At 67.8% G+C, this 17,198-nt stretch carries 19 protein-coding genes; 15 read left to right on the top strand and 4 right to left on the bottom strand.

Features of this window, described 5'->3' with window-relative positions:
• Window positions 1-33 precede the first annotated feature (33 nt).
• The 10 genes from ACQ4LY_RS03835 to ACQ4LY_RS03790 all read left to right on the top strand — a co-directional run bounded on the left by ACQ4LY_RS03835 (window position 34) and on the right by ACQ4LY_RS03790 (window position 7,406).
• Window positions 34-483, top strand: coding sequence for a MarR family winged helix-turn-helix transcriptional regulator (locus ACQ4LY_RS03835; protein WP_431074655.1), 450 nt, complete (start codon window positions 34-36; stop codon window positions 481-483).
• A 70-nt stretch (window positions 484-553) separates the two neighbouring features.
• Window positions 554-883 carry a hypothetical protein gene (locus tag ACQ4LY_RS03830; protein WP_431074654.1) on the top strand — a complete coding sequence of 110 codons (330 nt, stop codon included), beginning with the start codon at window positions 554-556 and terminating at the stop codon, window positions 881-883.
• A 3-nt stretch (window positions 884-886) separates the two neighbouring features.
• Window positions 887-1,177, top strand: coding sequence for a hypothetical protein (locus ACQ4LY_RS03825; protein WP_431074653.1), 291 nt, complete (start codon window positions 887-889; stop codon window positions 1,175-1,177).
• 96 nt (window positions 1,178-1,273) lie between these two features.
• Window positions 1,274-2,497 carry an MFS transporter gene (locus ACQ4LY_RS03820; protein WP_431074652.1) on the top strand — a complete coding sequence of 408 codons (1,224 nt, stop codon included), beginning with the start codon at window positions 1,274-1,276 and terminating at the stop codon, window positions 2,495-2,497.
• Between the two features lie 119 nt (window positions 2,498-2,616).
• Window positions 2,617-3,096: an SRPBCC domain-containing protein gene (locus ACQ4LY_RS03815; RefSeq protein WP_431074651.1), complete on the top strand. Its 480-nt coding sequence runs from the start codon at window positions 2,617-2,619 to the stop codon at window positions 3,094-3,096.
• Complete coding sequence (locus ACQ4LY_RS03810) at window positions 3,093-3,410, top strand: ArsR/SmtB family transcription factor (RefSeq protein WP_431074650.1); 318 nt, start codon at window positions 3,093-3,095, stop codon at window positions 3,408-3,410. The genes ACQ4LY_RS03815 and ACQ4LY_RS03810 overlap by 4 nt, the downstream gene beginning before the upstream one ends.
• Before the next feature lie 123 nt (window positions 3,411-3,533).
• A complete protein-coding gene (locus tag ACQ4LY_RS03805) occupies window positions 3,534-4,841 on the top strand; it encodes an ABC transporter substrate-binding protein (RefSeq protein ID WP_431074649.1) in 1,308 nt (435 codons plus the stop codon).
• Between the two features lie 72 nt (window positions 4,842-4,913).
• Window positions 4,914-5,786 carry a carbohydrate ABC transporter permease gene (locus tag ACQ4LY_RS03800; RefSeq protein ID WP_431074648.1) on the top strand — a complete coding sequence of 291 codons (873 nt, stop codon included), beginning with the start codon at window positions 4,914-4,916 and terminating at the stop codon, window positions 5,784-5,786.
• Complete coding sequence (locus ACQ4LY_RS03795; protein ID WP_120494911.1) at window positions 5,783-6,676, top strand: carbohydrate ABC transporter permease; 894 nt, start codon at window positions 5,783-5,785, stop codon at window positions 6,674-6,676. Before ACQ4LY_RS03800 ends, ACQ4LY_RS03795 begins: the two co-directional genes overlap by 4 nt.
• Before the next feature lies 1 nt (window position 6,677).
• The gene (locus ACQ4LY_RS03790) at window positions 6,678-7,406 is read left to right on the top strand and encodes an alpha/beta fold hydrolase (protein ID WP_431074647.1); all 729 of its coding nucleotides are present in this window, start codon (window positions 6,678-6,680) and stop codon (window positions 7,404-7,406) included.
• A gap of 183 nt (window positions 7,407-7,589) precedes the next feature.
• Here ACQ4LY_RS03790 and ACQ4LY_RS03785 read toward each other — a convergent pair whose 3' ends face one another.
• The 3 genes from ACQ4LY_RS03785 to hisD (ACQ4LY_RS03775) are packed head-to-tail and all read right to left on the bottom strand — an operon-like array spanning window position 7,590 to window position 10,416.
• The gene (locus ACQ4LY_RS03785; RefSeq protein ID WP_431074646.1) at window positions 7,590-8,330 is read right to left on the bottom strand and encodes an HpcH/HpaI aldolase family protein; all 741 of its coding nucleotides are present in this window, start codon (window positions 8,328-8,330) and stop codon (window positions 7,590-7,592) included.
• Entirely contained in the window at window positions 8,330-9,088 is a 759-nt protein-coding gene (locus ACQ4LY_RS03780) for an SDR family NAD(P)-dependent oxidoreductase (protein ID WP_431074645.1), read from the bottom strand. The genes ACQ4LY_RS03785 and ACQ4LY_RS03780 overlap by 1 nt, the downstream gene beginning before the upstream one ends.
• Window positions 9,085-10,416, bottom strand: coding sequence for a histidinol dehydrogenase (gene hisD / locus ACQ4LY_RS03775; RefSeq protein WP_431074644.1), 1,332 nt, complete (start codon window positions 10,414-10,416; stop codon window positions 9,085-9,087). The genes ACQ4LY_RS03780 and hisD (ACQ4LY_RS03775) overlap by 4 nt, the downstream gene beginning before the upstream one ends.
• A 100-nt stretch (window positions 10,417-10,516) precedes the next feature.
• On the opposite strand from hisD (ACQ4LY_RS03775), the gene ACQ4LY_RS03770 reads away from it, so the two are divergent.
• The 4 genes from ACQ4LY_RS03770 to ACQ4LY_RS03755 all read left to right on the top strand — a co-directional run bounded on the left by ACQ4LY_RS03770 (window position 10,517) and on the right by ACQ4LY_RS03755 (window position 14,721).
• The gene (locus tag ACQ4LY_RS03770) at window positions 10,517-11,518 is read left to right on the top strand and encodes a LacI family DNA-binding transcriptional regulator (RefSeq protein ID WP_431074643.1); all 1,002 of its coding nucleotides are present in this window, start codon (window positions 10,517-10,519) and stop codon (window positions 11,516-11,518) included.
• Window positions 11,519-11,654: 136 nt separating this feature from the next.
• On the top strand, window positions 11,655-12,635 hold the full coding sequence (locus ACQ4LY_RS03765) for an ester cyclase (RefSeq protein ID WP_431074642.1): 981 nt from the start codon (window positions 11,655-11,657) through the stop codon (window positions 12,633-12,635).
• A gap of 30 nt (window positions 12,636-12,665) precedes the next feature.
• A complete protein-coding gene (locus ACQ4LY_RS03760; RefSeq protein WP_431074641.1) occupies window positions 12,666-13,835 on the top strand; it encodes a hypothetical protein in 1,170 nt (389 codons plus the stop codon).
• Window positions 13,828-14,721 carry a nitrilase-related carbon-nitrogen hydrolase gene (locus tag ACQ4LY_RS03755; RefSeq protein ID WP_431074640.1) on the top strand — a complete coding sequence of 298 codons (894 nt, stop codon included), beginning with the start codon at window positions 13,828-13,830 and terminating at the stop codon, window positions 14,719-14,721. The genes ACQ4LY_RS03760 and ACQ4LY_RS03755 overlap by 8 nt, the downstream gene beginning before the upstream one ends.
• Before the next feature lie 94 nt (window positions 14,722-14,815).
• On the opposite strand, the gene ACQ4LY_RS03750 is transcribed toward ACQ4LY_RS03755, so the two are convergent.
• A complete protein-coding gene (locus tag ACQ4LY_RS03750) occupies window positions 14,816-15,742 on the bottom strand; it encodes a LysR family transcriptional regulator (protein WP_431074639.1) in 927 nt (308 codons plus the stop codon).
• Between the two features lie 76 nt (window positions 15,743-15,818).
• Between ACQ4LY_RS03750 and hisD (ACQ4LY_RS03745) the strand changes: the two genes are divergently transcribed.
• The gene (gene hisD / locus ACQ4LY_RS03745; protein WP_431074638.1) at window positions 15,819-17,135 is read left to right on the top strand and encodes a histidinol dehydrogenase; all 1,317 of its coding nucleotides are present in this window, start codon (window positions 15,819-15,821) and stop codon (window positions 17,133-17,135) included.
• The last annotated feature ends 63 nt before the right edge of the window (window positions 17,136-17,198 follow it).

The raw sequence follows: 17,198 nt of genomic DNA, 5'->3' as shown, positions 1-17,198 counted from the left end.
ATCGAGTATCATGGACGGGTCAGGGGGTGACACATGGCAACCAGAACCGAGCTGCAGACCACGGCTACCGAGCTCGTCGCGCGGGTCGATGAGCTTCGCCGCGCCGAGGCGCAGCTGGGGCGTCGACTGGCCGCCATGCGTGCGCCGAATGACACCGATCGCGAAGCCATGCGGTTCATCACCGATGCTCCCTCAGACGCACCGGCCACCCCGGGCGGCCTGGCCGCCCACCTGAACGTGAGCACGGCCGCGATCACGAGCCTGCTGCGTCGACTGCAGGAGCGTGGGCAGATCGTCATCGCACCGCATCCGGCCGATGCCCGATCAAAGGTCCTCCGCCCGTCGCTGCGCGATCTGCACTCGCCCGCCGACGAGCTCACGCAGCGCATCGAGTCCCTCGCAAGCGAGTTCACGCCGGAGCAGACCCGGGCTGTGACGCGCTTTTTGCGGCGGCTCACCGAAGAGATCAGCGATCTTCCCTGAGGCCCGACTGGGATTTAGCTAGGTAACCTAGTAATCTATTTCTCAAGCGAATCTGGCTTGAGGAGAGACCATGGGTTACCTGACGTACGGAAACACCGCCGCACCTATCGAGGTCGACGACGAGCTGCTCACACACCTGCGCCTCGTCGTCGTGACCAAGCTCCGGCGCAACGAGTCGTTCCCGCTCACGCTCCCCCTGAGGGACGGAGTGGCCGAGACGCTCTGGCTGCACGCATCCATCCCGCTGCGTTTCGCGATCGAGGACGAGGCGCCGATCGATCGCGCCCTGGTGGTCGCCATGATGAATGCCGCGAGCTCGTCCGGTGGTCTCGACATCACACGCGAGGAGTTCGCCAGGTCGGTCGGCGGTTCCCGCAGGCTCCACGCGATGAGTGCGTGACCCATGTCGGCTCGGATCAGGAATACGGCCAAGGCCATCACGGCGGCTCGGGCGCGTGCGGCGTCCCGACCTCGAGGCCTCTGGGTCGAGGTCGACCCCGGGTTCCACGTCGGCAATGATCGACGCCAGTTCCTCGGCTCGATCACCGGAACGCCCCTCGAAGGCTTCCGCGCGTTCGGCCCGCAATCGGACTTCGTCGGGCTGTTCGACGACCTCGACGTGGCGAAGGCGGCCGTTGCCGCGGCCGCGTCGAGCGCGGTGTCCGCTCCGGAGGCGGAGCGCCAGCTGAGCTGAGTCTCGACGCAGCCGAGATTCGGCGCAGGCGAGACTCTCGTGCCGAGGCTCGTCGCGATTTCCCGACGCCGCCGATCGGCGTGTACGGTCGTTGCTATGACTTCGATCGAATCGATTCGACGACCGGCGCCGGATCGGACCTCCCGACGTGCGCGCATCGCCGTCTCGGCGCTGTTCCTGACGAATGGCGCGCTGTTCGCCAACATCCTTCCGCGCTACCCCGAGATCAAAGCCGCCCTCGGTCTCGACAACGTCGGATACGGCCTCGCGATCGCGGCATTCCCCGCGGGCGCGATCGCCGCCGGACTCCTCGCCGCGGTGCTGATCCGTCGGTTCGGCTCCGCGCGCATAGCCGTGTTCGGCACGATCGCCACCGGGCTCGGTCTGCTCGCCGCTGCTGTCGCGCCCTCCGGCATCCTCTTCGCCGTCGCCCTGTTGCTCGGTGGTGCCTCCGATGCCATCACCGACGTCGCTCAGAACGCGCACGGCCTTCGTGTGCAGCGCCGCTACGGGCGCTCGATCATCAACTCCTTCCACGCCATCTGGTCGATCGGCGCGGTGCTCGGCGGCGGAATGGCCGCTGCCGCGATCGCGCTGCAGCTGCCGCTCGGCGTGCACCTCGGCATCTCGACCGCGGTGTTCGCGGCCGTGGCGTTCACCGCCCTCTGGTTCTGCCTGCCCGGACGAGACGAAGAGGCGGATGCCGAGGCCACTGCCGAACCCGTCGAACTGCAGACCGCGGCGCGCCGCGGCGTGAGCCCGCGCACCGTGATGATGATCATCGCCCTCACGCTCATCGCGATGGCGGGTGCGATCGCGGAGGATGCCGGAAACTCCTGGGCCACGCTGTATCTCAGCGAGTCGCTCGGCGCCGCGGCCGCGATCGCACCCCTCGGATTCATCGCCCTGGTCGGCGCGCAGTTCATCGGACGGATGCTGGGCGACGGCATGACCGACCGGTTCGGCCAGCGCGCGGTCGCCAGGGTCGGCGGGCTGATCGCCGCCGGCGGCATGACTCTCGCGCTCATCTTCCCGAGCGTTCCCGGAATGATCGCGGGCTTTGCGGCCATCGGCTTCGGCATCGCGACACTCATCCCCGCCGCCATGCACGCCGCCGACGAGCTGCCGGGTCTGAAGCCGGGTGTGGGTCTCACGATCGTGTCGTGGCTGCTGCGTCTCGGCTTCCTGCTCTCGCCGCCGTTCGTCGGATTCATCGCCGACACCGAGAGCCTGCGAGCTGGGCTGATCGTGGCGCCGGCCGCGGCTCTCGTCGCAGTGCTGCTCGCCGGGGTGCTCGAGAAGCGCAGGGTTCGGGACTAGACGTTCGGGGAACCGGGAGGCCTCGAGGAATCTGCAACCCAGGGGTTGCGCTAGTGGTGGCTAAGTGCAATCCTGTAGTTGCACTGATCCACACCGCGCACCGAGACGAAGGAGTCATCATGGCCAGCAGGACAGAAGAGGCATCCGTCATCGACGCGGCGGGTTTCACCGTCCGACGGTCGATCCGCATCGCCGCACCACCGGAGAAGGTCTGGCGGGCCGTCGCGGAGCCTGCGCACGTGTCTCGGTGGTTCGGCCGCACCGAGCTCGACGGCACCGGGGTGGGCGCGACCGGCACGATGACCTTCGGGCCGGACGACGTCATCCCCCTGCGCGTCGAGCAGGTCGACGAGCCGCGGCTGATCTCGTACCGCTGGAGCAACGACGACGCCCTCGGTCATCGTCCCGCCGAACTCGACGAAGGGACCTCCACGGTCTTCACCTTCACGCTCGAGTCCGTCGATGGCGGCACGCTGCTGACCGTCGTCGAGACCGGGTTCGACCGCACATCCGATGCCGCGGTGAACATGGAGGAGCACCGCACCGGCTGGGACCTCGAGCTCGACAAGCTCGTGGCGTTGGTCGAGGCCGAGGCGTGACCGCCGCGACGCTGCTGCCCATGTTCGCGGCGCTCGCCGACGAGACGCGGTGGGGCATCCTAACCGCGCTCGGCGAGGAGGATGCTTCGGCATCCGCCCTCGCCGGGCGCCTGCCGGTCTCGCGTCAGGCGATCGCCAAGCATCTCGCCGTGTTGCAGGAGGTCGGACTCGTCGAGCCCGTGCGGGTCGGTCGCGAAGTGCGCTTCCGCGCGATCGGCGCCGAACTCGAGGCGACGGCGAAGAAGCTCGATGCCATCGGCCGCGGATGGGACCGCCGTCTGGCGGCGATCAGGGAGATCGCGGAAGGCCTCTAGAGTGGTGCGGAGGGGCGACTGCGCATCGGTTCCGCGGGTTTTCGCAGTATACGTATTCAATACTGAAAGTTTCCGGGAATATAGGCTTCCCTAAGTCCGTTGCATACGTATACCATCAGCGTCATGGGACACATCAAGCATCGAGCACTGCCGGTACTCGCCCTCGCAGCCGTGGGCATGATCGCTCTCTCCAGCTGCGGCGCGGGGAGCCGTACAGACAATGAGAACGCGACAACGGTGTCGTGCGACTACACCGCTCCCGAGGGCAAGACCACGGTCAACGTCCTCGCCTACAACTCCTCCGCCATCGACCCCTTCACCGACACCATGGTCAAGAGCTGTTCGACCGACGACGTGACGCTGAAGCACGACCCGATCGACTTCGGTGGGCAGGTGACCAAGACCACGGCGACCCTCGCCGGCGACACCGGCACCTACGACATCATCGAGACCTACGGCTTCGTCATCCCCGGCTTCGGCGAAGAAGAGAAGCTCGTCCCGTTGAACGACCTGTGGGACAAGTATGCCGACGACTACGGCCTCGGCGAGATCAGCGAGTCGATGGTCGAGGGCATGTCCTACGACGGCGACATCTACGCGATCCCGATGCAGGCGCAGATGTTCGTGATGGCCTACCGCACCGACATCTTCGAAGACCTCGGCCTCGAGGTCCCGACCACCTTCGACGAGATGATCGCCGCCGCAGACGAGATCAAGGCCGCCGGGCTCATGGAGTACCCGATCGCGCTGCCGTGGCTCGCCACGGCCGACGTGACCACAGGCTTCGAGGGAGCGATGAACTCCGTCGGCGCCGACTTCGTCACCGCAGACGGAGAGGTCACGCTCGACGGCCCCGAGGCGAAGCAGGCCATCGAGGCGATGCTCGCCCTCAAGCCCTATATGGACCCGCAGGTCACGACGTTCGACCAGCCCAAGGTGCAGCAGCAGATGTTCAACGGCACGGCCGCCATGTCGATCATGTTCTCCGGTCGCATGTTCGACCTGACCCTGCCCGCCAACTCCAAGCTGTCCGACTCCTTCGGCTTCGCCGGCGCACCGAAGATCTCGGACGACGCCCAGTACTCCTACAACCGTCTGTCGATCGACGGCTGGTCGATCCCCTTCAACACCAAGCTCGACCACGACATGCTCTTCCAGATGATGGCCTCGGCCGTCAGCGAAGACGCCTCCACGGCATCCGTTCCTGCCGCCTACCCGGCCCGCGAGGGGATGGTGACGGAGAAGAACTCTCCCTACGGCGCCGCTGCCAACGACTCGATCGCGAGCGCCATGCCCCCGATCGTGTCGCCGGTCATCGCCGACATCACGAACGAGATCAGGCCGATCCTGGTCTCGATCCTGAACGGCCAGGTGTCGGTCGACGAAGGACTCGCCCAGATGCAGGCCGCCGGCGAGAAGATCGCCGGCTGACCACGGACCGACCGTCCATGACTGTGGCCTGAGCGCGAGTTCAGGCCACAGTCCGTCCAAGGGAGGACGCATATGAAGGCACGCGAATTCTGGCTGCTCTTCGCTCCGAGCCTGCTGGTGATGGGTGCACTCCTCGTGCTCCCGCTGGTGCGCACGGTGCAGTGGAGCTTCGAGCAGGTCCGATACGGCACACCAGGCACCTTCATCGGGTTGGCGAACTTCACCGACGCGCTGACGGACCCCCGCTTCCACAAGGCGGTCATGTTCACCGTCGCGGTCACGGTCGTCACCACGGCCATCCTGCTCGTGTTCGGCTACATCATCGCCACCGGCATCAACCGCATCACGACGTCGCGGCCACTCGTGCTCGGCATCATGCTCGTCTCGTACGTGCTGCCGAACCTCGTCGGAGCCGTCGCGTTCTCGTGGCTCTTCGACGACAACTTCGGCGGCGTGGTGAACCGCCTGATCGGCTTCTTCGGCGGATCACAGGTGCTCTGGTTCACCGACCAGGTGCCGAACGCGATCCTCGTGATCGCCAACACCGTCTGGCACATGCTGCCGTTCGCGATGCTCATCATCCTCGCGGGTCTTCAGGGCGTGCCGAACGAGCTGAAGGAAGCGGCGAAGATCGACGGCGCGAACGGCTTCCAGACCCATCTGAACGTGATCATCCCGACCATTCGCGGGGTGCTCGGCTTCGTGACTCTGATCACGATCATGGATGTGCTGCGCATGTTCGACAACCTGATCCCGCTGTCGCCGCAGGCGCAGAACATCGGCAACGAATCGATCATGCTCTACGTCTACTCCGTGGCATTCGCCGATGGCGCCGAGAACCTCGGTCTCGGCAGCGCGATCAACGTGCTCACCATCCTCCTGATCCTCATCATGCTGATCCCGTTCATCCGGGGCATCTTCAAGGAAGCGAAGGCCGAACGATGAGTCTCACCTCCGCAGAACTCTCGACGAGGGCCATCGTCACTAAGGGCGTGCCGAAGCGTCGTCGCCGCGGCCCCAATCGTCCGCCCGTGATCACGGGGCTGCTGCTCGCGATCCTATGCGTCGTCGTGCTGAGCCCGTTCATCTGGATGACGCTGTCGGTGACCAAGCCCACCGACGTCGCCTTCTCCAACCCGCCGGTGCTGTGGGACTACCAGCCGACCCTGCAGGCGTTCGTCGACCTCTGGCAGACCACCTACTTCGCGGACTACCTCGTGAACACGGTGGTCGTGGCCGTGGTGTCGACGGTGATCGCGCTGGCGATCGGAATCCCGGCGGCCTACGCGTTGTCGCGGTTCCCGAGCTACGTCTCGGCGTTGCTGCTCGTGCTCGCGCTGATCTTCCGTGCGCTGCCCCGATTCGCGGTCGTGCTGCCGATGTACGACATCAGCCGGGCGCTCGGCATCTACGACACGACGTTCGCACTCGCGATCGCCCTCGTCGCGATCAACCAGCCGTTCACGATCTGGCTGCTGCGCAACTTCTTCGCCGAGATCCCCAAGGAGCTCGACGAGGCGGCGATGATCGACGGCTGCACCAGGATCGGGATGCTGCGCAGGGTCATGATCCCGCTGATGGGGCCGGGCATCCTCACCGCCGGCATCTTCGTGTTCCTGTTCGCGTTCCAGGAGTACCTCACGGCGCTCGTGCTCACCGACACCTCGTCGAAGACCGTGCCGGTCTTCATCGCCACGCAGCTCGGGCAGACGCTGCCGATGTTGCAACAGGCGGGAGCCGCCTCGATGCTCCTCACGATCCCGGTGTTCGTGATCGCGTTCATCGCGCAGAAGTATCTCGTCGCGGGGCTCAGCGACGGTGCCGTGAAGGGCTGACATGTCTGTCGCGGTGCCGCCGCTCGTGCTGCTCGCGGGCATGAACTGCACGGCCGACCTGTGGGCGGATGCGGGGTTCGGCGCAGATGGGGCGATAGGGGCGATCCAGCCGGTGCTGGATCGCCCCTCGATCGCCGAGCAGGTCGAGGGGCTGCTCGACGGGCTGCCGGAGAGCTTCGTGCTCGTCGGTCACTCGCTGGGCGGCATCGTCGGTATGGCTCTCGCGCTCGCCGCTCCGCAGCGCGTGGCGGGACTCTGTCTCGTCTCGACGAACGCCAAGGCGCCCACCGATGCGCAGCGCTCCGGATGGCGCGACTGGCTCGCGCAGCTCGACGAGGGGGGCGAGCCGCGTGCGCTGCAGCAGAGCATCCTCGTTCCTCTGCTCGGGGATTCCCTCGTGCGAGACCGGCCCGAGCTGGTGCAGCGGACGCTGCGCATGGGGGACGAGACGGGTGTCGATCGCCTGAGGGCTCAGTTGAGCATGCAGCTCACACGCACCGACCTGCTCGCGCATCTGCCCGAGCTGCGGATGCCGACGCTCGTGGTTTCGGGATTGGACGACGTCATCTGCCCTCCGCACTTCCACACCGAGATCGTGTCGGCGATGCCCGACGCACGTCTGGTGACCCTGGACGCCGGACACCTGCTGCCCCTCGAGCGGCCGAGGGAGTTCGGGCGTCTCGTCAAGTCGTGGATGTCGCAGCAGCGACTGGCCGGCGCCATCGCCTGACCGCGGGTGCCCGACGGCGGGACGGCCTGAGGTGCCGGGACGCCTAGGTTCGGTCGGCTCACCCGCGCACGTCCGGGAGGAGAACTGTCTCTCGGGAGGAGAGAATCCGTAGATCCCTCCTCCCCAGGCGCAGATCTCCTCCCGACGGGACGGGAGGGATGCCGGGGCGGGATGCCGTACGGGTCAGCGCTCGGGCGTCGCCAGTCCGCGCAGATGCGCCATGAGCGACGACGCGAGGTTGTAGACCACGAGGTCGGCTCCGTCGGTGAACGCCGCGCTCGCCGCATCCCGCGTGCCGACGATGTCCATCCGCAGCGAACCGGCCCGCGCGAGAGCGGAATGCACCGCGGCGATCGCCTCGGGCACGGGAAGGTCATCGGCGCCGGAGCTGGCGGCGAGGTCGGCGGGGCCCACCATGATGCCGTCGAGCCGCGGTGTCGCGACGATCTCATCGACGTTCGCGACTCCGCCCGGCGACTCGACCATGCCGAGCACGAGCGTGTTCTCGAGCCACCAGTCGCGGTGATCCGCCGGCGCGACGAGGCCGAATCGTCCGGCCCGGCTGTACGTGGCGAAGCCACGGTTGCCGACGGGCGGGTACATCGCCGCGTCGACGAGTGCGGCAGCATCCGCCGCGGTGTCGAGGTGGGGAGCGAGGATCCCCTCCGCGCCCTGGTCGAGCACCCGAAGGATCTGACCGCGATCACCCTCACCCACCCGGACGATCACCGGCACGTCGTGCATCTGGGCGAGCGCGATGTGCTGGCGCAGGGCGACGACGTCGGCGGGACCGTGCTCGCAGTCGATCAGCACGAAGTCGAACTCCGCGACGGCGAGCATCTCGACGAGCTCTTCCGAGGGCATCCGCAGCAGAGCGCCGATCAGCTTCTTGCCGGCGAGCGCGCGGGCTCGCAAGGAGTGCATCAGGCCACCATCCCCGCCGAGAGATCGATGTCGGCTCCGCACATGCCGGGCATCGCCAGCATCGCGATCACCGCGGCGCCGACCTCCTGCTCCGTCACCATGCGACCGAGCGCTGCACGAGAGACGAACGCCTGCTCGGCATCGTCGATGCTGGTGCCCGATCTCTCGGCCTCGAGCCGAAAGTTGCGCTCCATCCGCGGCCCCTGCACCGGGCCCGGTGACAGCGAGTTCACCCGGACGCCGGCCGGCCCGACCTCGAACGCGAGCGTCGAGGTGAGTCCGATCACGGCCATCTTCGACGCGCAGTAGGGGGTGCGATGCGCGAGCGGACGCTTGCCCGAGACGGATGCGACGTTGATCACGTCGCCGTCGCCGCGTTCGACCATGCCGGGCAGCAGCGCCTTGCACAGCAGGAAGGTGCCCCGCACGTTCACGGCGAACACCTCGTCCCAGTCGGTGACGTCGATGTCGGTGAGCGCGGCGACAGGGCCGGGGATGCCTGCGTTGTTCACCAGGATCGAGACCTCGGTGCCGACGAGCTGCTCGCGCAGCGCGTCGACGGATGCCGCGTCGGCCACGTCGCAGGTGATTCCGCGTGCCCGCGAACCCAGCTCGGCGACGACGCGGTCGAGCTTCTCGGCATCCCTCCCGACGACGACCACCTGCGCGCCGGCGGCGTGCAGCGCCCGGGCGATGGCTGCCCCGAGCCCGCTGCCGCCGCCGGTGACCACCGCGGTGCGACGGGTGAGGTCAGTCATCGTGCCTCCGCGCCGACCGCCGCGTGACTCTCGTCGATCCAGGCGAACTCCGTGCCGGCGTGCCGCCAGGCGCGGGCGTCGCCCGAACGGGCGTGGCCCTCGAACAGCTCGACCCGCGCGGCACGACCGCACACCGCTCCGAGCTCGGCGGAGGAGTCGGTGTTCTGGATCTCCTGATACGTCACGGTGCGCAGGTATTTGCCCACCCAGAGACCGCCCGTGTATCGCGCGGCACCCAGCGTCGGCAGCACGTGGTTGGTGCCGATCACCTTGTCGCCGTATGAGACGCAGGTGTTCTCGCCGAGGAACAGCGCACCGTAGTCGTGCATCCGCGTCAGAGCCTCGCGCGGGTCCTGCGTGAAGATCTGCACGTGCTCGAAGGCGAAGTCGTCGGCGATCCTGTAGGCCTCGTCGAGGTCGTCGGCGACGATCACCTGGCCCCAGTCGCGCCAGGCGGGGCCTGCGTAGTCGCGCGTCGGCATGCCGGGCAGGATCTTCTCGATCCAGTCCATGACCTCCTCGGCCAGTGCCTGTGAGGTCGTGACGAGGACTGCGGGGGAGTCGGGGCCGTGCTCGGCCTGCGACAGCAGGTCGACGGCGGTGAAGAACGGGTCGGCATGCTCGTCGGCGACGATGAGGATCTCGGTGGGGCCCGCGAACAGGTCGATGCCGACCTCGCCGAACAGCTGGCGCTTGGCCTCGGCGACGTAGGCGTTGCCGGGTCCGGCGATCATGTTGACGGGCTCGATCGAGTCGGTGCCCACCGCCATCGCGGCCACAGCCTGCACTCCGCCGAGGATGTAGATCTCGTCGGCGCCGGCCATCTTCATCGCGGCCACGGTCGCCGCAGGGATCTCGCCGCGGATGGGCGGGGTGCACGCGACGACGCGAGGTACGCCCGCGACCTTCGCGGTGATGATCGTCATGTGGGCCGAGGCCGTGAGCGGGTACTTGCCGCCCGGGATGTAGGCGCCGGCGGCCTGCACCGGCACGTGCTTCTGGCCGAGGAAGACGCCTGGCAGCGTCTCGACCTCGATGTCGACGAGCGAATCCCGCTGGGCCTGCGCGAAGCGGCGCACCTGGCTCTGCACGAATTCGATGTCGGTGATCACCTGCGGGTCGAGCGTCGCGATGATCTCCGTGACCTCGTCATCCGTCAGCCGGTACGAGTCGCGACTCCAGTTGTCGAACTGCTCGGCGTAGCGCCGGACGGCGGCGTCGCCGTTCTCCCGGATGTCGCCGATGATTCCCCTCACCCGCTCGGCGACGTCCTGCTGAGCGGTGTCCGCGAACGTCTTCGTCGGCGCGGTCTTCAGATGCAGGGGCATGGCCCTTCCTTTCATTGCATACGTATGTGCTGATTATGACCGCGTATGCATTCCGGCGTCAAGGGCAGTAGAATCCGTTGAGTCGAGGGGGAGGCGTCACATGGTCGTCACGAGTCGTGATGTGGCCCGGCTAGCGGGGGTGTCGCAGCCGACGGTGTCTCGCGCGCTGCGCGACGACGCGCGAGTGTCCGAGGCGACCAAGCTCCGGGTGCGCGAGGCCGCGCAGCTGCTGGGTTATGTGCCGAGTGAAGCGGGCAGGGCGCTGTCGTCCGGGCGCACCCGTCGCATCGGGCTGCTGCTCACCGACCTCGACAACCAGTTCTATTCGCACATCATCGCCCCGGTGCACCGCGAACTCGAGGCGCTCGGCTATCAGCTGATGCTGCACACCGAGTCGGCTGACAACGACACGATCGTCGAGCGTCTGCTGGCGAACGGCCTCGACGGCGTCATCCTCGCGACGACCACTGTCGAGTCCGTCGCGCCCCTGCGCCTCAAGGACCGCGGTCTGCCTTTCGTCTATTTCAATCGCACCGGCTCGTTCGTCGAGGCGGATGCCACGGTGGTCGACCCCGCGCCCGGCTACCGAGAGGCTGTGCGCCGAGCGGTCGAGCTCGGGCACACGCGGGTCGGAGCCGTGCTCGGGCCGAGCAACACCAGCACGGCGCAGAGTCGCGAGACCGCGCTGCGGGAGGCGCTCGCGGCCGCGGGCGCGACACTCGACGAGGGGGATGTCCGGCGGGTCCCCTACGGCGCCGCCGAGGGCGAGGCGGCCGCGGTGGAGATCCTCGCAGCGCCCGACCGCCCGACGCTGCTCTTCTGCGGCAATGACGTGGTGGCCTACGGGGCTCTCAACGCCGCGCATCGCGCCGGTCTCGTCGTGCCCGATGATCTTTCGATCGTCGGCTTCGACGATCTCCCCGAGGCGGCGTGGCCGATCATCGACCTCGCCACGATCGGCTACGACATCGCCGGCATGGCGCGCACGGCCGCAGACCTGATCGTGCGCCGTATCGAGGACCCTGCAGCGGACCTCGAGAACGCACGGTTCGAATCGGCATTCGTGCCTCGGCGCACTCTCGCGGCCGTGCGCGCCTCCTGATCCTGCTCGTCGCGGAATGATCACCGTGTGCGCAGGATCGTCTCTTGCGCTGCTTTGTGCATACGCATACACTGGCGAAGACGAAGCCAGCGATCACCGATGAACCGCAGCTTCGCATCCTGAAGGAGTGAAAAGCGTGTCTCTCGACCCGGTTGCCTATCTGCCGTACCAAGACCCCGACGACTTCATCCGTGAGGTCACTGATCTGATCTGGGTCGATCGGTCGATCAGCTTCATCCGCGAAAACTACGAGCCCGACTCGATCGTGCACGGCGCCTACGGCACCTCGACCACGCGGCAGGAGGTCATCGAGGGAACGCTCATGCGCATCTCGGCGACACCCGACCGCACGGGTCAGGCCGAAGACGTGATCTGGGAGGCACGCGGCGACGACGCCTTCCTGAGCTCCCACCTCGTGCTCTCGGGGCACCTGCAGACGTCATCCCACAGCCGCACCATCGCCAACTGCCTGTACCGCAAGGGCCGCATGGTCGAGGAGTGGGTCGTGCGCGACTCGCTCGCCGGGGCTCTCGAGCGGGGCGACGACCTCGACGAACTGGCACGCGCCCAGGCTTTCCGCGGCTACTCGGGTTCGTGGACCGAAGCCCCTCCCGTGGACCCGATCGCGAAGGGCGACTCGGGCGTGCGGCCCGATGACTACCGCTCCGAGGTCGAGACCGTGATCGACATGATCCAGACGGTGTGGAACGAGCGAGACCTGCAGAAGGTCGAGAAGTTCTTCCATCGCGACCTCGTGCTTCTGACTGTCGGCAACCGCGTCGTCATCCGCCCCGAGGGGTACCGCCGCGCGCTGCTGCGATTCCTCGAGTCGTTCCCCGCGGGGCAGTTCGAGATCCGCGACATCCAGACCAACTACGACGTGCGCTATGCGGGCCTGCGCGTCGCCGTGACGTGGAAGTTCGTCGGCGATTACAACGGCGTCCCCAACTACGGCAGCCTCACCGGCAAGCCGATCGACCTGATCGGCATCTCGCAGTTCACGTTCCACCAGGGAGCCCTCGTCAAAGAGGTGCGCCTCTGGGACGACATCGCCCTGCGCGCTCAGATCGCGGGCGTCCGCGGCGACGAGCCCGCGGCATTCAGCAACATCTACTGATCAGCGACTGATCGACAGGGAGAAGAAGAAATGAGCAACGCCATCGTCGACCAGGTCGACGTCATCGTCCCCGCGGACGAGATCGAACGCCGAACCATCCGCCGCACCGACTGGGTGCCGTGCAACTCGGCATTCATCGACTGCCGCACTCCGGGTTCCGACCGCAAGGAGAACTACTCCTTCATCGGCGCCGGTGTCTCGCAGAATGCCAGCCAGTATGTGAACCTCGAGGTGAACCACGGTTTCAACACCGGTGCCGCCGGCATGCCGAACGGCATCTCGAACAACCTGCACCTGCACTTCACGGCTGAGGTCTTCATCAACCTCGGCGGCGAGTTCCGGCTCCGTTGGGGCGTCGACGGCAAGCAGGGCGAGTACATCAGCCATGACGGCGACATCGTGACGATCCCCACCTGGATCTTCCGCGGGTTCACGAACGAGGGGCCGGATGACGGCATCCTCTACACGGTGCTCGGTCGCGACGACAACGGCGGCATCATCTGGGGTCCGTCGGTGCTGCGCGAGGCGGAGTCCTACGGGCTGCACCTCACGGCCGACAACAAGCTCATCGACACCGTCGCGGGCGACGTGCTGCCCGACGACGTGCCGCTGATCACGCCCATGAAGCAGCACTACATCGACGAGCTCACGACCTACACGGTCGACGACATGCGCTCGCGTGTGATCCAGCCGGGCGACCGCAAGTACTCGGCGGCGGCGCTGCTGTGCGCGGCGGTCGACGGCGGGCGCGTCGAACTCGCCAGCGCGATCGGATACGGCATGAGCGAGAACCGTCGCCAGGTGCCGAACGTGACCGAGCCCCACTCGTTCAACCTCGCGTGGGTGCGCGCCGAAGCGGGCCAGGGTGTGCTTCGGCACCGCCACGACAAGACGCAGGCGCTGCTGTTCAAGACCGGCCGCTGGGAGGTCACCCTCAACGGCGACCCGTCGACCGCGGTCACGCTCGGCGCCGGCGACACGTTCTCGGTGCCCGAGGGCAGCTGGCGCTCGTACGTCTGCATCGAGGGCGATGAGACCGGCACCGGAACAGTGCTCGTGATCAACGGCGGCGACGACCGCGTCTACCTCGAGTGGGCTCCCGAGGTCGTCGAGGCCGCAGCTGCCGCCGACTGGACCATCGACCCCAACGGCTACCTGGCCCCGCTCGGAGTGATGGTCACCGCCACCGAAGATGACTGAGACCACAGGGGCGCGAGGAGCTTCGGGCTCCTCGCGCCCCGGCGTCTCCGCTTCGGGCGTGGGGGCAGCGGATGCCGGATCAGCGGGTGCCGCGGGGCTGCGCGTCGCGGCGCTGTCGCCCGAGATCGTCATCGGTGATCTGGACGGCAACCTCGACCGCATCCGCTCGGCGATCTCGGCGGCCGCTCGTCGCGGGGCGCAGCTGATCGTACTGCCGGAGCTCGCCACGAGCGGCTATGTGTTGGCCGATCGGAGCGAGGCGCGCAGCGTCGCGCTCGCCGTCGATGACGCACGGTGGTCGTCGCTGCAGGAGTCGATCCCCGACGATGCCGTCGTCGTGGTGGGCTACGCGGAACGCGACGGGGATCTGCTCTTCAACACCGCCGCCGTGCTCACTCGTGACGCCCGACTGGCCGACTATCGCAAGTCGCACCTGTGGGGTGCCGAGAAGCAGATCTTCGAGAGCGGGGCAGAGGCCGGGGCCGTGGTCGATGCGCCGTTCGGTCGCCTCGGTGTGGCGCTCTGCTACGACAACGAGTTCCCCGAGGTGCCTCGTCGCCTCGCGCTCGACGGCGCCGACGTGCTCGCGCTTCCGGTCAACTGGCCGCTCGTCCCTCGCCCCGAGGGAGAACACGCTCCCGAGTTGATCCAGGCGATGGCATCGGCCCGCTCGTCACGGCTGCCGGTCGTGATCGCCGACCGGTGGGGATCCGAGCGCGGGGTCGACTGGACCGACGGCACGGCGATCATCGATGAGCAGGGCTGGATCGTCGCCTTCCGCGCCGTGATGGGGGCGACCGCAGTGCTGTCGCTCGACGCCGTCCGCAGCAAGGCGCTGCCGCCGCACAACGATCTGTTCGCCGATCGGCGGAGTGACCTGTACTGAGTGGACGGGCCGCCGAGGCGCGTGCTGAGTGCAGGACCGGAGCCGTGCCGGATGCAGGATTGAAGCACGGATGCAGGGCGGGGCGAGGCCCGGGTCAGCCGAGCGCCGTGCGGCCCTCGTGTTCGGGCAGGCGTTCGCGCAGCATCCGCTCCGCCAGCTCGGCGAGCTTCTGCGTCGCGGGTGACAGCAGCACGCCCTCGCGCTGCACGAGTGCGATGGTGTCGTGCATCGGCTCGGCGAACGGGAACGTGCGGATGCCGGCGGGGAAGACCTCGGACTCGGCGATCGAGCGCGACACGATGGTGTCTGCCGTGCCGGCGGCGACCAGGCTGAGCGCGGTCTCGACATGCTCGACCTCGACCGAGGGGTCGATCATGAGGCCCCGGAGCCGTGCGCGTTCGAGAAGCTGCCGCCTGGTCGGGTCATCCCATCCGGCGAAGGCGTCATAGAGCACCAGCTTGGCGTCGGCGACCTCGTCGATCGTGACGGAGCCCGCCCCGGGCTCGCGCGTCGCGGAGGCGTAGAGCACCTCGTCGCGGAACAGCGGGCACACCTCGAGGCCGTCTTCATCGACGGGCAGCACGAGCAGGCCGGCCTCGAGCTCCCCGGCGGCGATCGAACGCGCGACGTGTGTGGAGTTGATGCCGACCAGTCGCAGGCGCACGTTCGGATGCCGGTGGTGGAATGTCTCGGCCAGATCGGCGAGCGCGTAGTAGGCCGCGTTGCGCAGCACGCCGAACGTGCAGGTGCCGCGATCGAGCGACGCCAGCGCCTGGATCGTGTCGATGCCGTTCTGCACCGCGCTCACCGCCTGAGCCGCGTGCGGTCGCAGATCGAGCGCCGCTGCGGTCGGCACGAGACGTCTGCTGCCGCGCGCGAAGAGCATGACGCCCAGCTCGCGTTCGAGCCGCGCGACCAGCTCGGAGACCGATGCCTGTGTCATCCCGAGGCTCTTCGCCGCCGCCGTGAACGAGCCGTCGTCGAGAGCGGCGAGGAAGGCGGTCAACTGGGTGATGGTCACACCCAATGGTAAACCCGATGGAACGCTCAGGATCATCAGGGTTGTCTCGTGGAAGCAGCGGATCTAGCCTTCCTGCATGCGTTACTCCTCAGCAGTGCTCGCCCGCTTCGACGGCGACTTCCATCACCTCAAGACCCCGCTCATCGACGCACCCGCCGCGCAGCGGGATCCGGCCGTGATCGAGACCGTCACGAACATGCTCGCCGACATCCGCGAGCGGGGCCTCGATGCCGTGCTCGACTACGCCCGCAAGCTCGACAACTATCAGGGCACCGACATCGAGCTCACCGCCGAGCAGATCGCGACGAGCGGTGAGCGCCTCGCCCCTGACCTCCGCGCCGCGATCGAGCTCGGCGCTGCACGCACGCAGGCGTTCGCCCGCGCCTCGCGTGAGCACCTGACCGATTTCGAGACCGAGTTCGTTCCCGGCATCGTGACCGGCGCGAAGTACATCCCCGTCTCACGCGTGGGTGCGTACCTTCCGGCGGGCCGGTTCCCCCTCACGGCCAGCGCGTTCATGACCGTGGGTGTGGCCAAGGCAGCCGGAGTGCCGACCGTGATCGCCTGCACGCCGCCGCAGCCCGACGGTGGAGCGAACGACGCCGTCGTCTATGCCGCGCACCTGTCGGGCGTCGATCGCGTGTTCGTGATCGGCGGAGTGCAGGCGCTCGCCGCCATGGCCTACGGGCTGCTCGGCGATCTGCCCGTCGACATGCTCGTCGGTGCCGGCAACGCGTTCGTGGCCGAGGCCAAGCGTCAGCTTTTCGGCACGGTCGCGATCGACCTGCTCGCGGGGCCCAGCGAGGTCGCGGTCATCTCGGACGAGACGGCCGACCCCGTGCTCGTCGCCGCCGACCTTCTGGGTCAGGCGGAGCATGGGCCGAACTCGCCTGCGGCGCTCATCACGACCTCCGAAGAGCACGGTCATGCCGTGATCACCGAGATCGAACGGCAGCTCGAGACCCTGGCGACCGTCGACATCGCGGGTGCCGCTTGGCGCGACTACGGTGTGGTCACGGTCGCGAAGGACCGCGAGACCGCCGCGGCGCTCATGGACGATCTCGCGCCCGAGCACCTCGAACTGCTCACAGCAGACGACGACTGGTACCACGAGAATCTGCGCAACTACGGCTCGATCTTCCTCGGGCCGTGGAGCACGGTCGCATACTCCGACAAGGGTATGGCGGGCACCAACCACGTGCTGCCGACGGCCGGTGGGGCCAAGCACAGCGCGGGTCTCTCGGTGTCGCGATTCCTCAAGCCGCTCACCTATCAGCGCATCAGCCGTGAGGCGACGCCCGAGCTCGCGAACGCGGTGCAGGTGATCTCTGACTCCGAGGGGATGGCCGCTCACAGCGCGACGGCCACGCTGCGGTTGGACCGCCTCGCCTGACGAGGCGTTCTCTCGGGGCCTGTTCCGGTGCCGACGGGTAGGTCGGTGCCGGATGCAGGAATG

The sequence above is a fragment of the Microbacterium phyllosphaerae genome (assembly GCF_050628115.1).
Lineage (GTDB): Bacteria > Actinomycetota > Actinomycetes > Actinomycetales > Microbacteriaceae > Microbacterium > Microbacterium phyllosphaerae_A.
This window is presented reverse-complemented; position numbering and strand designations above follow the sequence as displayed.

Excerpts from the sequence above, each read along its gene's own strand:
- ACQ4LY_RS03835 (WP_431074655.1), top strand. The coding sequence starts at position 34 with ATGGCAACCAGAACCGAGCTGCAGACCACGGCTACCGAGCTCGTCGCG.
- ACQ4LY_RS03830 (WP_431074654.1), top strand. The coding sequence starts at position 554 with ATGGGTTACCTGACGTACGGAAACACCGCCGCACCTATCGAGGTCGAC.
- ACQ4LY_RS03825 (WP_431074653.1), top strand. The coding sequence starts at position 887 with ATGTCGGCTCGGATCAGGAATACGGCCAAGGCCATCACGGCGGCTCGG.
- ACQ4LY_RS03820 (WP_431074652.1), top strand. The coding sequence starts at position 1,274 with ATGACTTCGATCGAATCGATTCGACGACCGGCGCCGGATCGGACCTCC.
- ACQ4LY_RS03815 (WP_431074651.1), top strand. The coding sequence starts at position 2,617 with ATGGCCAGCAGGACAGAAGAGGCATCCGTCATCGACGCGGCGGGTTTC.
- ACQ4LY_RS03805 (WP_431074649.1), top strand. The coding sequence starts at position 3,534 with ATGGGACACATCAAGCATCGAGCACTGCCGGTACTCGCCCTCGCAGCC.
- ACQ4LY_RS03800 (WP_431074648.1), top strand. The coding sequence starts at position 4,914 with ATGAAGGCACGCGAATTCTGGCTGCTCTTCGCTCCGAGCCTGCTGGTG.
- ACQ4LY_RS03795 (WP_120494911.1), top strand. The coding sequence starts at position 5,783 with ATGAGTCTCACCTCCGCAGAACTCTCGACGAGGGCCATCGTCACTAAG.
- ACQ4LY_RS03790 (WP_431074647.1), top strand. The coding sequence starts at position 6,678 with ATGTCTGTCGCGGTGCCGCCGCTCGTGCTGCTCGCGGGCATGAACTGC.
- ACQ4LY_RS03785 (WP_431074646.1), bottom strand. The coding sequence starts at position 8,330 with ATGCACTCCTTGCGAGCCCGCGCGCTCGCCGGCAAGAAGCTGATCGGC.
- ACQ4LY_RS03780 (WP_431074645.1), bottom strand. The coding sequence starts at position 9,088 with ATGACTGACCTCACCCGTCGCACCGCGGTGGTCACCGGCGGCGGCAGC.
- hisD (WP_431074644.1), bottom strand. The coding sequence starts at position 10,416 with ATGCCCCTGCATCTGAAGACCGCGCCGACGAAGACGTTCGCGGACACC.
- ACQ4LY_RS03770 (WP_431074643.1), top strand. The coding sequence starts at position 10,517 with ATGGTCGTCACGAGTCGTGATGTGGCCCGGCTAGCGGGGGTGTCGCAG.
- ACQ4LY_RS03760 (WP_431074641.1), top strand. The coding sequence starts at position 12,666 with ATGAGCAACGCCATCGTCGACCAGGTCGACGTCATCGTCCCCGCGGAC.
- ACQ4LY_RS03755 (WP_431074640.1), top strand. The coding sequence starts at position 13,828 with ATGACTGAGACCACAGGGGCGCGAGGAGCTTCGGGCTCCTCGCGCCCC.
- hisD (WP_431074638.1), top strand. The coding sequence starts at position 15,819 with ATGCGTTACTCCTCAGCAGTGCTCGCCCGCTTCGACGGCGACTTCCAT.